A 19,068-nucleotide genomic window follows, 5' to 3' on the forward strand; every position below is an offset into this window, starting at 1 on the left:
GTTCAGCGTTCCGCCTTCTTCTGTATGGCCGTCAGCGCCGCTTCGGCAGTCGTCGACCCCGTGTAGGCCTCGAGCAGATACTGACTGAACAGGGTGTTGACCTCGTCCCAGTTCCGGGTTCCCACGAACGGCTCTCCGCCGGCGAGGCCGTCGCGGACGGCGTCCATCCCGGCCTCGACCGTCTCGGTCTTCCCGCCGGTCTGCTGGGTGAGGAACTTCTCGTACGCCGGCTGCGCCGCGGTGCGGGCGGGAGAGACGCGGCCCTGCCCGGCGAGGTAGTTCTGCGCCTCGGGTCCGGTGAGCACGGACAGCGCCTTGACCGCTTCCTCCTTGTAGGCGCAGCTCTTGGAGATGCCGAAGCCGGAGTTGGCGACGTAGGTCTTCGAACCGTCGGGTCCGGCGGGGATCGGCGCCACGCCGACCTTGAACTTCGCCTGTGCGGAGGTGGAACCGAGGTTCCAGGTGCCGTCGACGGCCATCATCGCGTTGCCGTTGACGAACTGGGTCTCGGCCCATCCGCCGTCGCTGGAGCTGGCCGGGATGCTCGCCGCCCCGTCCTTGGTGGCCAGGCCCGAGTACCAGGTCAAGGCCTCGATCATGGCGGGGTCGTCGAGTTGCGCCTTGCCGTCGGCGGTGACGGGGCGGGCGCCGTTGTAGGTCAGCGCCATGGTCAGCATGGGGAGGTCGGAGAAGGAGAGCCCGAAGCCCGTCTTCCCGCTAGTGGTCAGGGACTTCGCCGCCTTCTCGAAATCCGCGACGGTCCAGCCGGGCTTCGGCTCGGCGAGGCCCGCCTTCGCGAACGCATCCTTGTGGTAGTACATGAGCATGCTGGCGAGGTCCATCGGCAGCGCGTACTGCTTGCCTTCCCACTGCAGGGCCTCGAGCGCGGCCGGTTCGAAGCCGTCCGTGCCGGTGGCGCCCTGGAGGTCGTCCAACGGCTCCATGAGGTCTGCGAAACCGGACAGCCGAAGGCTCTGCATGCTCACGATGCACGGCTGGTCGCCGCCCGCGGCCTGTGTCTGCAGCTTGGTGAAGTAGTCCTTGAACGGGGCGGTCTTGAGGTCCAGCTCGATGTCGGGGTACTCACGGGTGACGAGCGACGCGAGGTGCTTCAGCTGTTTCTCCTCATCCGCTCCGGCGGCCCACATCTGCCAGCTCAGGGTGACCGATCCATCCGACCTTTTCGACCCTCCCGACTCTTCCCCGGATGTGCCCGCACACCCGGAGAGTGCGACGAGTGCTCCCACCGCCGCGACACTGGCCCACTGCACGGCACGCAAACGCATTGCCTGACCTCCTCATTCGACACCCGGTAGGGGAAGGGGGGTGTGACCGAGTATTTTTTCGGGCCCGAGTAAATTGGGACGGTAGAGGTGCAAAGATCGGACGTCAAGGGCTCCAACTCGACGCGCTCACAGACCGAAAGGGGATGACGTGAAGGCACAACGCCCGGCACCTGGGGATCTGATCCAGACCGAGATCCTGGCGCTGCTCGGGGCAGCCGGACCGCTCAGCCGGGCGGAGATCGCCCAACTGCTGCGTGTAGGTACCGCGACCGTCACCGACCACACCCGGCGGCTCATCGGCGAAGGTTTCATCCGAGAACTGAAGCCCCACGCCTCCTCCGGCAAGGGCCGCCCTCGCGTACCGCTTCAACTGGTCCCCACCGCCGCCCACGTCCTTGGCCTGCGCGTCGCCATCGACCATCTGGCCGGCGTCGTGGTCGGGCTCGACGGGCAGATCACCGACGAGTTCCGTCTCCCCCTGCGGGTGGCAGAGTCACCGGTTGCGCTGCTCACCCGGGTGCTGCAGGAGCAGATCGAGGCGCGGCGGAACACCACGCCCATCCGCGGGGTCGGCGTCGCGGTCCCCGGCATGGTCGATCCGGTCTCGGGCGTCGTGCGGCTCTCCGCGATCATGGACTGGCACGATCTGCCGCTGGCCGCTGAGCTCGGACGGGCCCTGCCCGTGCCGGTTCTCGTCGACAACGACCTTCGTTCCAGCACGACGGCCGAGCTGCTGTTCGGCATGGGACGTGATCACGACGACTTCCTCGTCCTCGGCATCGGTGACGGTCTCGGTATGGGAGTCGTGCTGGAGCGACGCGTCCAGCGCGGCGCGGACGGGTTCTCGGGCGAGTTCGGCCATCTGCCGGTCGACCGGACCGGGCCGCGCTGCAACTGCGGCAACCGCGGCTGTCTGCAGTCCTTCGTCGGGCAGACGGCACTCCTGGAACGGGCCCGACGCGCCGGCGTCGAGCTCGGACCGGGGTACGGGCTCTCCGAACTGGTCGACGCCGCCGAACGTGGGGAGCCGGCGGTGCTCGCAGTCCTGGAGGAGGCCGGCGAGCTACTGGGACGCAGCGTCGCCGGCGTGGTCAACGTCCTCGCGATCAAGGCGGTCAAGGTGATCGGCGAGAGCCTCGTGCTGTGGCCCCACCTCGGCCCGGCCTTCACCGCCGCGGCCGTCGCAGGGGCGATCGAGCCGCTGCGGGACCTGGAGATCACCGTGGCACCGTGGCGGGACACGGAGCACGCGCGGGGTGCGGCCTGTCTGCTCCTCGCCCGCAGCGGAGCCATCACCAGGGCATAGCCCGTACGGCGCCGCACACGCCGCACGCACTCCACGGGCCCGACACGGCCGCACCTCACCGAGCCCGTACGGGCGACGCCGCCGTCACCCCTCCTGCACACGGCCGTAGACCTGGACCTCGGCCATGTTGAGCTCGACGGGGTCCGTGCCGGCCAGCCACACCCGCACATACCGGCCCCTGGCCGTGGTCGCGATCGTGGTGGGGCTTGCGGCCTGGTCCGTCTCGTGGTGGCTCCAGACGCCCGGCTTGCCGAGCTGGTCCGCGAGCGTTCCCGAGAAGGGCTGGTCGGACACCAGGACGTAGTAGTCCTTCGTCCGCTCCGCGCAGCAGTCCGTCCGATTGTAGATCTCGATCTTCTCGAGGTCCGCGCTCGCTCCGAGGTCGACCTGCCACCACGGCTGTGCCTCTCGGCCGCTGGTGGTGGAGAAGTCGAAGAGGTCACCGTCCACGGACTTGTCGGCGCCGAAGGGGAACGCCCCGCCCCACTCGTAGTCGGAGATCTGCGTCGCCTGCTTTCCGCGGGCGAGCTCACGCAGGGGTGGCAGTCCCATCGATTCGTCGTGGAGGTTCGCCACGCGCGCGACGAAGTCCTCGATGAACGGATCGCCGATCTTCACCGGGCCGTGCCGGCCCTGCTCCGCCGGATCGACCATGATCTGCGACGCGGCGGCGGCAAGGGAGTCCATGGACTGGCGCTCCTGCGCCGCCTCGGCCGCGTTGTGGGCAGCGAGTGCGGCAAGGACGTTCAGTCCGTGCTCCATCGACTGCCCCCACAGTTGTGTGGCGTCCAGCCAGCGGGACGCGTCGGAGAGGAACAGCTTGTCGGGCACGCCCTCGCGGATGATGCCCGGCGCCTGTGCGACGGCGCGTACGGACGGGCGGAACTCGGCGATCGCCCGCTCCGCGTCGCTCCCGTGGTCCTGCCAGAAGCGCTCGACCGCGGCGCCGAACACCGGAGCCTGGGGCTGCCACGGCTGGGAGCCGAAGGTCGGGGCCATGTGGTTGAGGTCGACGAACACCTGGACCGCATCGGCCGTGCGGCTGTCCCCCGCGGCGAGGTGGAGGGCTGCCTGGCGTGCGGAGCGGTCGCGGTCGTAGCCCCGGTCGTTCCACGAGAAGTCCGACATCGTGAAGACGGCGAGCTTGCTGGCGGCCTGCTGGTTCATCGGATTGGAGACAATGCCGCTGAGGTGGTCGGACAGGCCGGGCTCACGCTTGTCGTACGGCGCCAGCAGCAGTCGGCCCGCGGTCCGGGCGAAGTCGTTGACCGGGTAGTTGTCCCACACGAAGACCTTCCGGCCGAACAGTTCCGCGGCCTTGGACGCCTGGGCGTTCGTGATCTGCGGCGGCACCACGTCGGTCCCGGTCCACATCACCTGCACCGCGGGGTCGAGCGTGGCACGGATCGTCTGCTTGTACGCGGTGTCGGTCAGGTCGCCGTACTCCGTAGGCACCATCTGCAGCGGATTGACCCCCTCCCGCTCGGCGACGAAGTCGTGCTGCACCGCGTTCAGCAGGCCGACCTGGGCGCGCGCCGCCGCACCGCGTCCCGGCGCGCCGAACTTCTCCGCGTCACCAGGGCAGTTCCAGCGGGTGTAGCTGATGTCGTCCAGCGGTATGGAGAAGGACCGCACGCCCGCGTCGTACATGGCCTGCAGTTTGTCGGTGAGTGCCTCGGTGTCGGCGGGGTCGGAGTAGCAGATGGACGCGCCGGGTGAGACGGCGAAGGTGAAGCGCACATGGCCGGCCCGGGCACGGTCGATCAGTTGGCGGAGCTCGGCGAGCCTTACCGCGGGGTAGGGCTCACGCCACTTGTCGCGGTGGTACGGATCGTCCTTCGGCGCGTAGACGTACGTGTTGGACTTCATCTCGCCGAGGAAGTCCATGTGGTCCAGTCGCTCGGCCGCCGTCCACTGCGGGCCGTAGAAGCCCTCGATGCTGCCGCGCAGGGGCATCGAGGGGTAGTCGCTGACCTGGGCACCCGCCACCGTCCAGTCGTCATCGTGACGTTGGAACAACTGCCGCAGCGTCTGCACGGCGTAGAACTGGCCGGCAGCGTCCGTGCCGCCGAGCGCGATGTCCGGATGTGCCTCCCCCTGCGCGTCCCGCGCGGAGACCTTCAAGGCGTAGCTCTCGGCACGGGCGGGTACGGCGGTGTCACCCAACGCGGCTGCGATGTCAGGGCGTTCGGCGGCTCCCAGCCTGACGGTGAGCAGCCCTTGAGACGCTTGCGGAACCGCGCCGGGGGAAACGTTGTCAACGCGCGCGACACCGTGCTTCTTCAGCTCACGGACGAGGCGGTCACGTGCCGACGCGTCGGTGTGCTCGTCCACGACGAGGAGCACACGGCCGGTGACGGTGACGTCGTCGCCCGAGCGAGAGATGGACTGCGGCGTCGGGGAGACGGACGGCAGGGGGCGGCTGTTCGCCGCGGCGGTGACGTGGGCGTCCGGTGGCTCGGCGGCCCGGGCGACGGGCGGGAAGGCTGCGATCGCGAGGGAGCCGGTCAGGGCGAGTGCTGCGAAGGCGATGGAGCGTCCTGCCACAAGCCCTCCAAGTGGCCTAGACCAGTTAGACCACAACAGGCTACTCGTGAACCGGCGCCCATCGTCAAGGGGTTCGCCGTACGGCACGATGCGACCCCGGGTCACCCCGGCGGCTCGTCACACCACCTACCGACCGATCGTCGCACCATGGATCGGCACTCGTTCCGCACCCTTGACAGTCATCGGATGTCTCTCTACGTTTCCAGCTGACCGGCCCCCTCATGAGCCCACGAATCGGCAGAGAACATTGGGTGAATCAGCGACCCAGCGGCCGAGACACCCCATGGTGCCGGCCGTTCTGCGCTCACCCTGCCTGTCGACCGCCACCCCGGAGGCGCCATGCGTCGCGTCATACCGGTGCTCGCCGCGATTCTCGCGGTCCTCACCGGGTCCTTCCTCTCCCCGGCCGTCGCCGACGAGCCCGGCTCGCAACAGGCCGACCCACCACCACCGGTGGTTCCCAGACCCACACAGTGGGACGCCCTCGGCGGCACTGTCGCCCTCACCGAGCGCTCCCGGATCATCGTCGCCCCGCAGTCCCGTACCCGTACGGCCATGCCGTCCGGCCAGCAGGAGCTGCCGGGACCCGCCCGCCAGACCACGCATCAGCTCGCGACCCAACTGCAGAGCGAGGTCGAGCAGGTCAGTGGCCTGCGGCTCACCGTCACCAGCGCGCCCGTGGAACCGCGCCGGGGCGACATCCGGCTGCGGCTGACGGACGATCCCGACCTCGGCGCCGAGGGCTACCGGTTCGACAGCTCGGACGCCATCAGCGTCGACGCGGCCACCACCCACGGCCTCTACTACGGGACGCGCACACTGCTGCAGACGCTGCGCGCCGACTCGGGCCACCGTGACGTGCCACGCGCCCGCAGCACCGACCGGCCCACCCAGCGGATGCGGATGGTGCACCTCGACGCCGGCCGCAAGTACTGGACGATGGGCTACCTCGAGAACCTCGTCCGGCGGATGGGCGACCACAAGCTCAACACCCTCTTCCTGCATCTTTCCGAGTCGGAGGGCTTCCGCCTGTACAGCCCGAGGTTCCCGGGCCTGGCCGACCCGGACCACAGCTACAGCCGCGCCGACATCGAGCACCTGAAGACGTTCGCCGCCCGCCATCACGTCCAGGTGATGCCGGGTCTGGAGATCCCCGGGCACGCCACGGCGATCAGTAAGACCTTCGACATCGGCTTCGGCTCGGGCGAGAACCCGTGCACCGGCGCCCACACCCACTCCCATCTCACTCCCGACTGGATCATCGACATGACCAGTGAGAAGGCGGTCGAGACGACGAAGGCCATCGTGGACGAGTTCACGCGCTGGTTCGACGCCCCGCTGTTCTCGATCGGCGCCGAGGAGGTCCCCGGCCGGCTCGGCGACTGCCCCCGGGTCAAGGAGTTCCTGGCCGACGACCCGGAGGTCAGCACGCTCGGCGATCTCCTCAACCGTTACATCAACACCCTCGACGACGTGGTGACGAAGAACGGCAAACGCACCGCCGTCTACAACGGATCCGAACACATGGACGCACCGCAGCAGACGGTGCACGGCCCGGTCGTCTTCATCACCTGGGAGGGCACGGGCAGCGAACCGGCCATCCCCGGTCATGACGAAATCGCCATCGGGCCGTTCTACGTGACCCCGAACAACTACCACAATCTGTATCCGAACGAGTCCTGGATGTACGACACATGGGCGCCGAGCACGGCGCCGGACATGCTCGGCTCGAGCGTGATGAACTGGGCCGACTACAACTTCTGGGCCGAAGACGGCTACTTCGAGCAGCACATGGCGATGCCGCGCGCCATCCTGGCCGACCGGACCTGGAACGGCTCCTCGACCCCGGGCTCCGTGGCCGGCTTCCGGGCCCTGGTGACACGCCTCGGCGATCCACCCGGCGTCCGGCCGGCCCCCGAGAAGCCGCGCGTGGACGACGGACGGCCCAGCCACCACTGGACGTTCGACGAGGCGTCGTACCCCAGCGGATGGACGTACGCCAGCCGGCCACCCCAGACGATCATGGCGGAGGACATCGCGGGCGGCCTGCCCGGCACCTCGTACATCATCAACAATCCGGAGCTGGTCGACGACGGCGTACGCGGTCAGGCCTTCCGCTTCGACCACGACCGTGACGGAGTGGGCTTCGGCGGTCTGGACGTGGCCGAACCGTGGACCGTGTCCACCTGGGTCAGGCTCACCGAACGGACCGGTGATCAGGTGCTGCTCAGCTCCGAGTCCGGCGCCCTGAAGCTGCAGCAGTACGGCACCGGCAAGGTCGGTTTCACCCGCTACGGCGACGCCGATCACAGCTTCGACTACACGCTGCCGCTCGCCCGGTGGGTCCAGCTGACCTGGGTGGCCGAGCCGGGACGCACCACCTTGTACGCCGACGGGACGCGGGTCGGCACCATCGACGCGTCCGTGCCGCTGCCGATGCGCTCGATCGGAACCCCGAAGGTGAGCCTGCGGGGTGACCTCGACGAGGTCGTCACCTGGGACGAGGCACTCACCGCCGGCCAGGTCCGGGGGCGGTTCGCCGCGTACCGCCGCTGACCCTTTACGCCGTCGACGGCGTAGATGTCCAGTGGATGAATACGACGAGCCGTGCTCGGGGGACCATTGCCGCAGGGCCATGGGGCGCGTCCTTCACGGGCTGTGTGGGTCGTGATGCGGGTCGCTCGGACCTGGTCCCGTCGCGCCGGCACAGCCCGTCGGCGCATCGTGCAGCCCATAAGTACGGCGAGCGGTCGTGCCGAAGACGGCCGACCGCTCGTGCTTTTCGAGGTCCGAAGTGAGGTCTGCCATGACCTGCGTCACCTCCTTGTACGAAGCGGCCAGGGTGCACACCGGCCAGTCGGACCCGAACATGGCGCGATCGGGGCCGAACTCGTCCAGCACCGTTTGCACATACGGGCGCAGGTCGTCGATGGTCCACGAGTCCCAGCGGGCCTCCGTCACCAGCCCCGAGAGCTTGCACACGGTGTTGGGCAGTGCGGCGAAACGCCGCACGTAAGCGGCCCAGGGCTCTCGCTCTCCCGTCACGATCGCCGGCTTGCCCGCGTGGTCGAGGACGAAGGTCAGCTGCGGCAGCAGGGCGGCGGCTCGGATCGCTGCGGGGAGCTGCCGCTCCACGATGACCAGGTCATAGGCGAGGCCCGCTGCGGCGACCGCGGCCAGCCCGCGCAGCACATCCTGGCGGAGCAGCCATTCCGGGTCGGGCTCGTTCTGCACCTGGTGGCGGATGCCCACGAGGTGCCGGCCACCGGGCAGGTTCCGCAGGTGCGCGAGTGCCTCGTCGACGTCCGGGGCGGTCAGGTCGGTCCAGCCGACGACTCCGGTGACGAGTCGGCCTTCTTCCGCGAGCGAGAGGAGCTCGGGCGTCTCTTCCGCGACGGTGACGGTCTGGACCAGCACCGTTGAGGTGACACCGGCCTCGCGGGCCGCGGGTGTCAGATCGTCGAGGCTGAAGGAGCGCCTCAAGGGCTTGAGCTCCTCGCCGCGGATCCAGTCCTGGTCGCGGACGGCGAGGTCCCACACGTGGTGATGCGCGTCGACGAGGCCGGTCGCTGTCACAGGGACCAGACCGCAGTCATGCCGGCGGTGGCGCCGTCACTGCTGTAGTCGTGCACGACGTCGAGGAGGTCGGCCATGCGGGCCTGCCAGGCCACGTTCACCGGAAGGTGTTCCAGCCTGCCGATGAGCCGGGTGTAGTCCTCGCATTCGATGAGGTGGAACAGGTCCGTTCCGCTGCGCCAGATGGTCCAGGAGGTGGCCCCCGCGTTTCGGATGGCCTCGGTCAGCTCGTCCGGTACATGACGGTGCGCAGCCTCGTATTCGGAGATCCGGTCGGCGCGCACCTTGGTGTGCAGGGCGACTCTCATGCGCTTTCCTTTGCGTGCGGGGAGACAAGGACGGGGCGGATATGAGGTGAGCGGAACGCCGGCCGTGAGGCGGGAGAGCCGTGTCGGTGTTGAGCACGATCGTTCCAGTGCTCGTTGAGGCAGGTGGCGAAGAGCGCTATGCGCACGGCGTTTCTCCTTCCGGCACCGGAACATCGGCGGGCAGGAGTCCTTCCTCGCGCAGCTCGGCCCACAGGTCATCGGGCACGGAGGTGGCGAGCATCGCCGCCGCGTCCTGCACCTCGTACCGGGAACGTGCGCCGACGAGCACGGTGGCGACTGCCGGGTGCCCCAGCGGGAAGCGCAGGGCCAGAGCCCTCAGTGGCACGCCATGGCGTTCGGCCACGGTCTGGATGCTCAGGGCTCGCTGCACGAGCTCCGGGGGCGCTGCCCGGTAGTCGTAGGTGGCACCGGGCTTGGGGTCTGCGAGCAGGCCGGAGTTGAACACGCCTCCGATGACGACGCTCTTGCGTCGGGCCTGTGCCTCGGGCAGAAGGGTGCCGAGGGCGTCCTGGTCCAGCAGGGTGTACCGGCCGGCGCAGAGCACCGCATCGACGTCGGTGTCGCGGACGAAGCGTGTCAGGAGCGACGTCTGGTTCATGCCGACTCCGATGGCGGAGACGACACCCTCCGCACGGAGTCGTTCCAGCTCGGGGTAGGCCTCCTTGAGTGCCTGGTCCATGTGGTCGTCGGGATCGTGCAGGTAGACCACGTCGATCCGGTCGAGGCCGAGGCGGCGCAGACTCTCGCCGATGCTGCGGCGTACGCCTCGGGCGCTGAAGTCCCAGACCCTGCGATGGTCGGCAGGGACGGCGAATCCGTGCGCGAGGTCGTCCCCCTTCACCGGGATCGGCTGGAGGATGCGGCCGACCTTGGTCGACAGGACGTAGTCGCGGCGGGGGCGGGGGCGCAAGGCTGCGCCGAGCCGCCTCTCGGAGAGCCCGAGCCCGTAGTGCGGAGCCGTGTCGAAGTAGCGGATTCCCGCGTCCCAGGCCGCGTCCACGGCGCCCGCGCCCTGAGCGGGGGTCACTTCGCTGTAGAGGTTTCCCATGGCCGCGGCCCCGAAGGAGAGCCGGGTGACAGGCACGCCACTCGGTCCGAGCGTGGTCCGGGCGAAATGGGGGGCATGCATGAGATGCCTTTCAGTGAGCTGCCGGACGCAGCCGCAGACCGGCCATTCCGCCGTCCACGGCAAGCGCGGATCCGGTGACGGAGCCTGCGGCAGGCCCGGCCAGGTAGGCGATCGCTTCGGCCACTTCGTGCGCTGTGACGAGACGTCCCGAGGGCTGGCGGGCCTCCAGGGCAGCGCGTTCGGCCGCCGGGTCCTGTGCGGCAGCGAGCAGACGGCCCACCCAAGGGGTGTCGACCGTGCCCGGATTGACGCAGTTGACACGGATGCCTTCACGGATGTGGTCGGCGGCCATCGCGAGGGTCAGGGACAACACGGCGCCCTTACTGGCGCTGTAGAGGGCGCGCTGCGGCAGTCCGGCGGTCGCCGCGATGGAGCAGGTGTTGACCACGGCGGCGGAGCGGGAGCGCCTCAGATGGGGCAGCGCGGCGCGGCTGGTGCGGACGATTCCCATCACGTTGATGTCGAACACTCTCCGCCATTGGGCGTCGTCGTTGTCCTCGATGGTGCCGATCGCACCGACGCCGGCGTTGTTCACGAGGATGTCGATGCCGCCGAGGTCCGCGGCCGCTGCGTCGACGGCGCGCCGCACGGAGGGGTCGTCGCCGACGTCTGCCCGGTACCGGCGCAGCGGGGAGGGAGCTGCGCCGGGTTCGAGGTCGAGGACGGCGACATCGGCGCCACGTGCGGCGAGCAGTTCGGCGGTGGCGAGGCCGATGCCGGAGGCGCCGCCGGTCACGATGGCCTTCAGGCCGCTCAGGGCGGTCGGCTGTGTCATGAGGAGGTCTCCGGTGTGAGGGCTCGGTCGGCGGTCCAGAAGGTGCCGTTCGGGTAGGCGTAGGCGGTAAGGGTTCCGGGGTGCATCTCGGCGGAGAACCCGGCCGCCGCCGGTGCCTGGTAGTGACCGTCTCGGATGAGCACTGGCGTGACGAAGTGCTCGTGCAGGTGGTCGACGAATTCGATGACTCTGTTCTCCGTGGTGCCGGAGAGGGCGACGTAGTCGAACATCGACAGATGCTGGACCAGTTCGCAGAGGCCGACTCCGCCTGCGTGCGGGCACACGGGTACCCCGAACTTGGCGGCGAGGAGGAGGATGGCGAGGTTCTCGTTGACGCCTCCGACGCGGGTGGCGTCGATCTGGAGGAAGTCGATGGCTCCGGCCTGGAGCAGTTGTTTGAAGACGACCCGATTCTGGACGTGCTCCCCGGTGGCGACCTTGACAGGGGTCACGTTGGCCCGGACGGTGGCGTGGCCGAGGATGTCATCGGGGCTGGTCGGCTCCTCGATCCAGTAAGGGTCGAACTCCGAGAGCGCTTTGGTCCATTCGATGGCCTCGGGAACGTTCCACCGCTGGTTGGCGTCGATCGCGATGCGAATACCGGGGCCCACGGCGGACCGGGCCGTGCGCATGCGCCGGATGTCGTCCTCCAGGTCGGCGCCGACCTTGAGTTTGATCTGGGTGAAGCCGTCGGCCACCGCACGGCGGGCGAGGCGGGTGAGCTTCTCGTCGGAGTAGCCGAGCCAGCCGGGCGACGTCGTATAGGCAGGGTATCCGCGTGCGAGCAGCCGCTCCCGGCGCGCGTCGGAACCATTTCTGCCGGCAGTCAGGAGGCGGAGCGCGTCGCCGGGAGTGAGCACATCGGCGATGTAGCGGAAATCCACCTGCGAGACGAGCCATTCCGGTGTGGCATCGGCGAGAAAACGCCACAGCGGCTTGTGGGCACGCTTGGCGGCAAGATCCCACGCCGCGTTGACAACCGCCCCGACGGCCATATGCATGACGCCCTTCTCGGGGCCGAGCCAGCGCAGCTGGCTGTCGCCCGTCAGATGGCGAGCAAGTGACCCGGGGTCGGCACACAGGGCGTCCACGTCCCGTCCGACGAGGTGGGGTGCGAGCGCGTCAATGGCGGCAACCTGGACGTCGTTGCCCCGTCCGGTAGTGAAGGCGAACCCGTGGCCTTCCAGGCCGTCCTCGGCGTTCGTGCGCAGCACGACGTAGGCAGCCGAGTAGTCGGGGTCGGGGTTCATGGCGTCGGAGCCGTCCAGCTCCCGGGAAGTGGGGAAGCGGATGTCGTGAGTCTCGACGGCCGTGATCCTGGCGCTGACCGAAGTCATGTGCGTGCGGCCTTTCAGGCTTGGACGAAGGTCTGGCGCCGGCTGCCGAGCCCGTCGATGGACAGGTCGACGATGTCGCCGGGGCGCAGGTGGGGCGTGCCGGGCAGGCCGAGGACGACACCGGCCGGTGTGCCGGTGTCGATGACGTCGCCGGGCCTGAGAACCATGTAGACCCGCGTTCCGGGACGTCGTTGCTGACGGGGAATCCTGCGATGTGGGCCAGGCCGTCCTCGGGGCCCTCCAGGTAGCGCGCGGTCCGGCCCACGACGACGGCCGGCCCGACCTCCCGGTCCGTCTTGACCGATCCGCGTGGACCGAGGACGTCGTCGTACGGCCCTACGACCGTGTCCGGGTTCCTCATGAAGACCACGGGCCGGTCGGGGATCGACGCACGTCGATCTCGTGTTCCCAGTACGGCCGGTCGCGGTACGGGCCGGCGCAGCCCTCACCCGTGTCGCTGAACGCGAATCGGGGGCGAGGTTCGCGGTGGCCAGTGGAGTGCCGACGCCGGGGAGCCGCCGCGGCAGACGGTCGAGCTGCGCACCGGCGCTGGTGCCCTCGACCGTGATCCGTCCCGTCCGCCCGGACACCCGTAAGGCGTCCTGCCCATCGTGGCGCGCGACCGTACGGAGCCCGGTCCGGTCCCTGTGGTCCGGCAGCCGCCGTCTCAGGACCTCCTGGGCCGCTTCCTCGGCTTCGGCGGCCGACGCGAGGTACGTGCGGCGGGGCATGTGCATGAGAGCCTCCCGAACGGGTCGAGTCGAGCCGACTTCGTCAGACCTCCCATGTATCGGATGCATAGCGGTCTCAGTCACGAAAAACGTCGAACCTCCACCCACCTTGACGGCCGATAGATCCGATCTCTAGGTTACCCGTGAATTCGTCAGGCGAGGAGCCTCATGTCCAGGATCCCTGGCATCAGTTCGACCGACCTGCGCTTCCCCACCTCACACATGCTCGACGCCTCCGACGCGGTGAACACCGACCCGGACTGCTCGGGGGCTCATCTCCGCGGCTGGAGAGATGCGGACGGCGGCCTCCAGGAACAGTCCTTCGCCTCCACGATCGGCCACGGCAACGACGTCCGACGGACGCGAGGCGCGGCCGTCACCCGGCGCACGACCGCGACAGCGACCCGGACCGGCGGGCAGGCCACTGTGCAGCAGCCTGCGGCGGGGCGTGAGTGGCAGCTGCCGCGGCAGGTGAACTGACGCGATCGGATGAACAGGCCGGAGTGGCGCCCTGCCCGGAAGAGCCGGCCTGGTATCCCGGGGGTATCGCGGTTCGTCGGGCCGTCATGTTGCTGGACGGTCGTGAGTCCCCCACATGCCGTCGACGCAGCCGGTTCCGGGTAGCACGGCTGATTCTTGAAGGGGTGCCATGGCGTCCGATTTCGAGCGACGTACTCTTCTGACGGCTGCCGTAGGCACTGGTCTGGCGATGACCTCGTGCGCCAGCCGCACTCCCGCCGGAGGCCTGGGGGCCGGGGGGCGCTCCTCGCTGTCGGGTAAGCAGTACGAGATCTCCTACGGCGACCAGCGGGTCGTGGTCACCGAACTGGGGGCCGGCCTGCTGTCCTACCGTGTCGGTGCAACTGAGCTCCTGGATACCTTCGGCCCCCGGGACTACCCGACCGGCTCGTCCTACGGTCAGCTGCTGGTCCCCTGGCCCAACCGCATCGACCGCGGCACCTACGTGTTCGACGGCGTCACGCAGGAGCTGCCCTGGAGTGAACCACAGGCCCAGAACGCCATCCACGGGCTGACCCGGTGGGTCAACTGGTTCCCTGTCGAACAGAGCGATTCGCGCCTGGTCATGGGGCTCACCACACACGCCCAGCCCGGGTATCCGTTCGTACTGAAGCTGCGGCAGACCTACGAGCTGGGCAGACACGGCCTCACCGTGACCAACTCCGTGGAGAACCTCGGCGGCACCCGAGTCCCGTACGGGATGGGCCAGCACCCCTACTTCACGCTCGGCACCGAGCTCATCGACGACATCGTGCTGACGCTGCCGGCCCGGACCCACTTCCTGACCAACGACCGGAGCATCCCGAAGACGCCGCCGGTCACCGTGCAGAACACCCCGTACGACTTCCGTTCCCCCCGGCCTGTCGGCGACACTGTCATGGACACCGGGTTCGCCGGCCTGAGCCGCGACCGGGACGGCCTGGCCTGGGTACACATGACATCCCCCATGAGCCGCGTGCGCATTTCCGTATGGCTGGACAAGTCCTGCGACTACCTGCAGGTCTACACCGGCGACACACTGCCGGTCGTCGAGCGGCGCCGCAAGGGCCTGGCCATCGAGCCGTACACATGCGCGTCGAACGCCTTCAACAATGGTCTGGGACTGCGGATCCTTGGCCCAGGCAAGCGCTCCGAGGCGCGCTGGGGGGTACGTTCGTCGATGGGCTGACGGCTTATGGACAGAGGACCCGAGGACACGAGCAGTGGATCGCGGGACCAGAATCAAACCGGGCACCGTACCTGGCATCCAGTTCTCCCACTCCGGACGCAAGGCCCGCAACAGCCACACGGAGCGGACCGCCTCGACGACCTCGAGGGGGATGCGGCTGCGTCCTTCGTAGGAGCCGCCGTATTCGTCGACGCCGGCGCGGCCCACCCAGCTGGTAGAAGCGGTGGCAGTCCCACTGAGCAGCGGTAGCCGTCCTCGTCGCAGTACCAGAACCTGCAGCCGGGCGTGCTGGACGTGTGGGCCGGCTGGACGCGTGGCACCACGGTGGCCGCTGAGGATTCCGAATGAATGGGATCGCCGCCATCGCGAGCAGGCCGGGACTGAGCCTCAACGAAGCCCTGTGGCAGGAATCGTCTCGGCGGCCGGGCCGGAGATCCTGGCGGCCGCCTCGGCGACTTCGGTCAGGACGTCGTCGAGTGCTGATCGGCTCAAGGCAGATCGGCGTCAGGCCGCTGCGGCGCGGAAGACGCTGGGGCTCATGCCCCGATGGCGTTTGAACGCGGCGCTGAAGCCGAAGGCATCGGCGTAGCCGACGGACTTGGCGATCTGAGCGATGGCGAGGTCGGTGTCGGACAGGAGTGCCTCGGCCTCGTCCATGCGGCATTCGGTCAGGTAGGTCAGCGGTGGGCGGCCCATCACCTCGGTGAAGCGTTTGGCGAACAGCGCCCGGGAGACACCGGATTCGGCGGCGAGCGCCGCTACCGTCCACCTCTGGGAAGGCCGGGCGTGGAAGGCTTGGAGAGCGGGGGCGAGCATCGGGTCGGCCAGGCCGCGATACCAGTCCGGGGCGTCCGAACTCGCCTGCTCGAACCAGGAGCGCAGTGTGCACACCAGGGCCCAGTCCAGGAGTCGGTCCATCAGCGCCTGCGAGCCGGCCGAGCGCCGGGCGGCGTCGGCGGCGGCCGTCTCCAGCCAGGCGCAGACTTCGGTGGCCTCGTTGATCACCAGCACCGGCGGCAAGCCGCGCAGCAGTCGTTCATGGCGATGGCCCGAGGCCCGGTAGGCGCCCACGATCAGTGCGGTCGCTCCGTCCGGATCGTTGCCCCAGCGGATGCCGCCGAGGTCCTGGGCGGTGCATGCGGCATCTGCTGTGAAGCAGGCGATTTCGTACTCGACGTGTGGGCGGTCGAAGGAGGTCGGTCGATCCACGAGGTGAAACGGGTCGGGGCCGCGCACGATGGCCGTGTCGCCGGCACCGACCGCTTGTTGGGTGCCATCGGGCAGTAGCAGGGTGCCGCCGCCGCGCAGCACGCTGACCATGGTGAGCGGGGCGCCGTCGGCGAAGCGGATGGTCCAGGGCGCTTCCAGGACGGCGTGGCTGACGACCGAGCCCTCGGCCCGGATGCCACTGAGCAGAGAACTCAAAGGATCCACGGGCACCATCGTAGACGTGCTCCTATGCATCAAAGCGTTTCTCCCATGGATCATCCAATCGATCACGCGTGTACTGGACTGGCAGAACCGACCGAGACCAGCCGGGAGAAACCATGCCGCACCGCAACAGCGCAGCCAGAACCGCCCTCGTGGTCGTCGCTCACCACCGCGCCGATTCCCTCACGGCGCACACCGCCCGCCGTACCGCTGCACAACTCGAGACCGCCGGTTACGACGTCGACCTGCTCGACCTGCACGCGGAAGGGTTCGACCCGCGGATGAACGTGGCGGACCAGCCCGACTGGGGCAATCGGGAGAAGCTGTATTCGGACGAAGTCCGGGCCCATATGCAGCGCATCCTCGACGCCGATGTGGTCGTCGCCGTGTTCCCCGTGTACTGGCAGAGCGTGCCCGCCCTCCTCAAGGGCTGGATCGATCGAGTGTGGAACTACGGATTCGCCTATGGCCGCAGCAAGCCCCGCCTGGCAGGAAAGCGCATGCTGTGGCTGGGCCTGGCCGGTGCCACCTCTGACGATCCCATCACGGAAGGAATGCAGGCCGTGCTGGAGACCAACTTGAGCGAGGGCATCGCCTACTATTGCGGGTTCTCCCACTCCTCCGTCGCCCTCCTCCCCGACGCCGAGGAACGCCCGCAGCGCCTCGACGCCGAGGGCAATCTGCTGGTCGGCGACGCGGTCGCCGGAGCCGAGCGCGAGGCGCAGTACACCGAGTTCGACCGCCGCGCGCGCAAGGCAGTGGAAGGGTTCCTCGCGGCGGAACTGGTGGCGGGCTGAGGATCATGGCAGCGGCGGCGCTGCAGGCTCATGCCCGGTTGGTCCTTGACCTGCAGCGCTTCTGGCCGGAGGCCGGATGCACCCGCGCCCGTAGGCCCGCACGGGCTGTTCGTGTGCAGCGCCCAGATCCTCACCGCCTGGCGCCCGGACCTGCCCATCGACCACACTCCCGCGCACTTCACGCCCTACGCCTCCGGCACATCGCCGGCATCGGCCGTTGCGGACGGCAGGGCATGGGGTGCGCCGAGGCCCGATCTCGCCGACCTCGGCGTGTGCCGGCAGTTCCCCGCCAGGCTGGTCTCAGGCCGTGATGTGCAGGCGCGAGTTGACGAGTGTTCTCAGCATGCCGATGCCTGCGACGACGGCGGCGAGATGCAGCACCGCGGCGACGGCGGGATTCTCCGGCGGATCGGCGTCGGCCGGGTGGACCAGCGCGACCAGCAGCGTGATGGGAAGCTTCCAGCCACTCCACGCGAACAGCGAGCCCGACCCGAGCCAGCCGAGCGCCAACAGGAGCCGGCGAGGCAGCCGGGCGGGGCGTGGCCGGGCGAGCATCCAGACGGCGGCCGAGCCGGCGAGCGCCCAGAAGGCGCCGACGCCGGTCAGCACATTTGCGTTGGTGTCCCGCTCCTCCGCGCCCGAGGCTCCGAGCGTGCCGCCGACTGCCCAGTACAGCCAGACCAGCCCGACGACGGCGGCGACGACAGCCGCCCATGGTGCCCTCGCACCGGGACCGTCCGCACCGTCCCCCACTTGGACCATGAAGGCGTCCGGCCAGCGACGCCGCAGGTAGGCGGGCAACGCGACCGCAAGCCCCAGCCCCGTCCCCACAAAGCCGAACTGGACCAACGCGGCCTCCCAGCCGGGCATGGCGGGCTCGTCGCCGCCACCCCTCCCCGAGCCGCCACGCGCAGCATCCAGCAGCGCACTGAGCACGGCATACGGAAGGATCGACACGAGGAACCCCGAACCGGTCCAGGCGCAGAACACCACCAGCCACCCCGGTATCCGCATCCCCCAGGGCCGCACCAGAGCGAGCGCCATCGCGATCCCGATCCCCGCCATGCCGATGGTCACCGTGTTGAGGAGCACCCATCCGGCCTGGCTGAAACCCTCTCCGATCGGCGTCACGCCGAGAAGCGAGCCGGCCACCCACGACACCTTGATCAACAAGTACGGCGCCAGCGCCAGTGCCGCCCCGTATGCCGCGCACCGCCCGGCCCGATCCCAGCGTTCCACCTGAAGCCGCCTCTCCCCCGACAGGAATGCCAGCCTCACGCCTCCCCCACCCGGATACGTCCACCGCTGGGACTGTTCTCCTCCGCCGCCCGACGTAGCCCGCCCTCGTCATCCAGGCCGACAAGCCGCGGTCATGCGTCAGCGCCCGCACGCATCGTGGGGCTGCGTGCAGGGCCGACCGTCGGGGAGGCGGGACCGTGAGGGTGGGACCGGTTCAGCTGCGCCAGGTGCCGTTCACCGTGATCTTGCCGCATTCGGTCGCCTTGGTAGGTACGGGTCAGCGGGGACGACTCGTGGTTCGCCACGTAGGCCTTGTCACCACGGCCGAACGCAATGGCGTTGCCGCCGTCGCCCCACCAATTGGTCACGGCGGCGTCCCCGGTGATGTTGCGAACCCGACCATGCTCGCGATCTCGCGCAAGTCGCTGAACTCGTAGCCCGTGTGGACATCCGGTGATCCATAGGGCCAGGCCAGCATGAACACGTGCGCGAGGGTGTAGGTACGCCGGCTTCTCGCTGTTGAAGACCCCCTTGTGGTCCCTGCCGCAGGAGAACTCCTGAACGTCCCCGCTGCCCGTGAACTGGCCCGGCTGCACGACCTCACCGGCGGCACCGATGGTCTCCTGCTTCCAGTAGGCACCGGGGTCGGTCAGCCTGCTCTTGATGTCGATGAGGCCGGCCGGAGGGATGTGCTCGGCCGCGTCCCGCGAGCCGCTACGTGTCGCCGCCCGAGCTGGCTCCGCACACGAGAACCGCCGGATGCTCGGAGATGCGCTGGCCGCTGCTGGTTTGGTCAATTATCCGACGGAGTGGTGGCACTGGTCGTACGGCGACTGGTCGGCTGCCTCAGCGCGAACACCGAGATCTCCGTATTGAGCGACCGACCGCAGCGGCGCGC

The 19,068-nt window shown here is 69.1% G+C and carries 14 protein-coding genes and 4 pseudogenes; 7 read left to right on the top strand and 11 right to left on the bottom strand.

The features are described from left to right. Positions 1-2 precede the first annotated feature (2 nt). Positions 3-1,148, bottom strand: coding sequence for an ABC transporter substrate-binding protein (locus H0H10_RS20750; RefSeq protein WP_188182533.1), 1,146 nt, complete (start codon positions 1,146-1,148; stop codon positions 3-5). Positions 1,149-1,434: 286 nt separating this feature from the next. Here H0H10_RS20750 and H0H10_RS20755 point away from each other — a divergent pair, with 286 nt between their 5' ends. Beyond that, a complete protein-coding gene (locus tag H0H10_RS20755; RefSeq protein WP_188182534.1) occupies positions 1,435-2,592 on the top strand; it encodes an ROK family transcriptional regulator in 1,158 nt (385 codons plus the stop codon). 84 nt (positions 2,593-2,676) lie between these two features. On the opposite strand, the gene H0H10_RS20760 is transcribed toward H0H10_RS20755, so the two are convergent. Next, positions 2,677-5,139, bottom strand: coding sequence for a glycoside hydrolase family 84 protein (locus tag H0H10_RS20760; protein ID WP_188182535.1), 2,463 nt, complete (start codon positions 5,137-5,139; stop codon positions 2,677-2,679). A 339-nt stretch (positions 5,140-5,478) separates the two neighbouring features. Here H0H10_RS20760 and H0H10_RS20765 point away from each other — a divergent pair, with 339 nt between their 5' ends. After that, a complete protein-coding gene (locus H0H10_RS20765) occupies positions 5,479-7,695 on the top strand; it encodes a family 20 glycosylhydrolase (protein WP_223180185.1) in 2,217 nt (738 codons plus the stop codon). 93 nt (positions 7,696-7,788) lie between these two features. Here the strand turns inward: H0H10_RS20765 and H0H10_RS20770 are convergent, their stop codons facing one another. From H0H10_RS20770 to H0H10_RS20795, 6 genes and pseudogenes are all read right to left on the bottom strand, one after another. Continuing rightward, on the bottom strand, positions 7,789-8,715 hold the full coding sequence (locus H0H10_RS20770) for an amidohydrolase family protein (RefSeq protein ID WP_188182536.1): 927 nt from the start codon (positions 8,713-8,715) through the stop codon (positions 7,789-7,791). Further along, positions 8,712-9,023: an L-rhamnose mutarotase gene (locus H0H10_RS20775; RefSeq protein ID WP_188182537.1), complete on the bottom strand. Its 312-nt coding sequence runs from the start codon at positions 9,021-9,023 to the stop codon at positions 8,712-8,714. The genes H0H10_RS20770 and H0H10_RS20775 overlap by 4 nt, the downstream gene beginning before the upstream one ends. 136 nt (positions 9,024-9,159) lie before the next feature. Further along, positions 9,160-10,173 carry an aldo/keto reductase gene (locus tag H0H10_RS20780; protein WP_188182538.1) on the bottom strand — a complete coding sequence of 338 codons (1,014 nt, stop codon included), beginning with the start codon at positions 10,171-10,173 and terminating at the stop codon, positions 9,160-9,162. A 10-nt stretch (positions 10,174-10,183) separates the two neighbouring features. Next, on the bottom strand, positions 10,184-10,948 hold the full coding sequence (locus tag H0H10_RS20785; RefSeq protein WP_188182539.1) for an SDR family NAD(P)-dependent oxidoreductase: 765 nt from the start codon (positions 10,946-10,948) through the stop codon (positions 10,184-10,186). Next, positions 10,945-12,285, bottom strand: a complete 1,341-nt coding sequence (locus H0H10_RS20790; protein ID WP_188182540.1) for an L-fuconate dehydratase — start codon at positions 12,283-12,285, stop codon at positions 10,945-10,947. Before H0H10_RS20790 ends, H0H10_RS20785 begins: the two co-directional genes overlap by 4 nt. Positions 12,286-12,299: 14 nt before the next feature. Next, positions 12,300-12,688: pseudogene (locus H0H10_RS20795) on the bottom strand (fumarylacetoacetate hydrolase family protein); the annotation flags it as partial. A 496-nt stretch (positions 12,689-13,184) separates the two neighbouring features. On the opposite strand from H0H10_RS20795, the gene H0H10_RS20800 reads away from it, so the two are divergent. Further along, positions 13,185-13,496, top strand: coding sequence for a hypothetical protein (locus H0H10_RS20800; RefSeq protein WP_188182541.1), 312 nt, complete (start codon positions 13,185-13,187; stop codon positions 13,494-13,496). A 229-nt stretch (positions 13,497-13,725) separates the two neighbouring features. Next, positions 13,726-14,703 (top strand): aldose 1-epimerase family protein, encoded by a 978-nt coding sequence (locus tag H0H10_RS20805; protein WP_188182542.1) that lies wholly within the window; start codon positions 13,726-13,728, stop codon positions 14,701-14,703. Positions 14,704-15,207: 504 nt separating this feature from the next. Here the strand turns inward: H0H10_RS20805 and H0H10_RS20810 are convergent. Continuing rightward, positions 15,208-16,137: an AraC family transcriptional regulator gene (locus H0H10_RS20810; protein ID WP_444875694.1), complete on the bottom strand. Its 930-nt coding sequence runs from the start codon at positions 16,135-16,137 to the stop codon at positions 15,208-15,210. Positions 16,138-16,250: 113 nt separating this feature from the next. Here H0H10_RS20810 and H0H10_RS20815 point away from each other — a divergent pair, with 113 nt between their 5' ends. Together H0H10_RS20815 and H0H10_RS40100 are read left to right on the top strand one after the other, a co-directional pair. Beyond that, positions 16,251-16,931, top strand: a complete 681-nt coding sequence (locus H0H10_RS20815; RefSeq protein ID WP_188182544.1) for an NAD(P)H oxidoreductase — start codon at positions 16,251-16,253, stop codon at positions 16,929-16,931. Positions 16,932-17,027: 96 nt separating this feature from the next. Further along, positions 17,028-17,132 (top strand): annotated as a pseudogene (locus tag H0H10_RS40100) (NUDIX hydrolase); the annotation flags it as partial. A gap of 99 nt (positions 17,133-17,231) precedes the next feature. On the opposite strand, the gene H0H10_RS20820 reads toward H0H10_RS40100, so the two are convergent. Continuing rightward, positions 17,232-18,170, bottom strand: coding sequence for a hypothetical protein (locus H0H10_RS20820; RefSeq protein ID WP_188182931.1), 939 nt, complete (start codon positions 18,168-18,170; stop codon positions 17,232-17,234). Positions 18,171-18,433: 263 nt separating this feature from the next. Then, positions 18,434-18,874: pseudogene (locus H0H10_RS40105) on the bottom strand (glycosidase); the annotation flags it as partial. Between the two features lie 37 nt (positions 18,875-18,911). Here H0H10_RS40105 and H0H10_RS20825 point away from each other — a divergent pair. Beyond that, positions 18,912-19,046: pseudogene (locus H0H10_RS20825) on the top strand (M15 family metallopeptidase); the annotation flags it as partial. Positions 19,047-19,068 lie beyond the last annotated feature (22 nt).

The organism is Streptomyces griseicoloratus, from assembly GCF_014534645.1.
Taxonomy (GTDB): domain Bacteria; phylum Actinomycetota; class Actinomycetes; order Streptomycetales; family Streptomycetaceae; genus Streptomyces; species Streptomyces griseicoloratus.

Excerpts from the sequence above, each read along its gene's own strand:
- H0H10_RS20750 (WP_188182533.1), bottom strand. The coding sequence starts at position 1,148 with ATGTGGGCCGCCGGAGCGGATGAGGAGAAACAGCTGAAGCACCTCGCG.
- H0H10_RS20765 (WP_223180185.1), top strand. The coding sequence starts at position 5,479 with ATGCGTCGCGTCATACCGGTGCTCGCCGCGATTCTCGCGGTCCTCACC.
- H0H10_RS20775 (WP_188182537.1), bottom strand. The coding sequence starts at position 9,023 with ATGAGAGTCGCCCTGCACACCAAGGTGCGCGCCGACCGGATCTCCGAA.
- H0H10_RS20780 (WP_188182538.1), bottom strand. The coding sequence starts at position 10,173 with ATGCATGCCCCCCATTTCGCCCGGACCACGCTCGGACCGAGTGGCGTG.
- H0H10_RS20785 (WP_188182539.1), bottom strand. The coding sequence starts at position 10,948 with ATGACACAGCCGACCGCCCTGAGCGGCCTGAAGGCCATCGTGACCGGC.
- H0H10_RS20790 (WP_188182540.1), bottom strand. The coding sequence starts at position 12,285 with ATGACTTCGGTCAGCGCCAGGATCACGGCCGTCGAGACTCACGACATC.
- H0H10_RS20800 (WP_188182541.1), top strand. The coding sequence starts at position 13,185 with ATGTCCAGGATCCCTGGCATCAGTTCGACCGACCTGCGCTTCCCCACC.
- H0H10_RS20805 (WP_188182542.1), top strand. The coding sequence starts at position 13,726 with ATGACCTCGTGCGCCAGCCGCACTCCCGCCGGAGGCCTGGGGGCCGGG.
- H0H10_RS20815 (WP_188182544.1), top strand. The coding sequence starts at position 16,251 with ATGCCGCACCGCAACAGCGCAGCCAGAACCGCCCTCGTGGTCGTCGCT.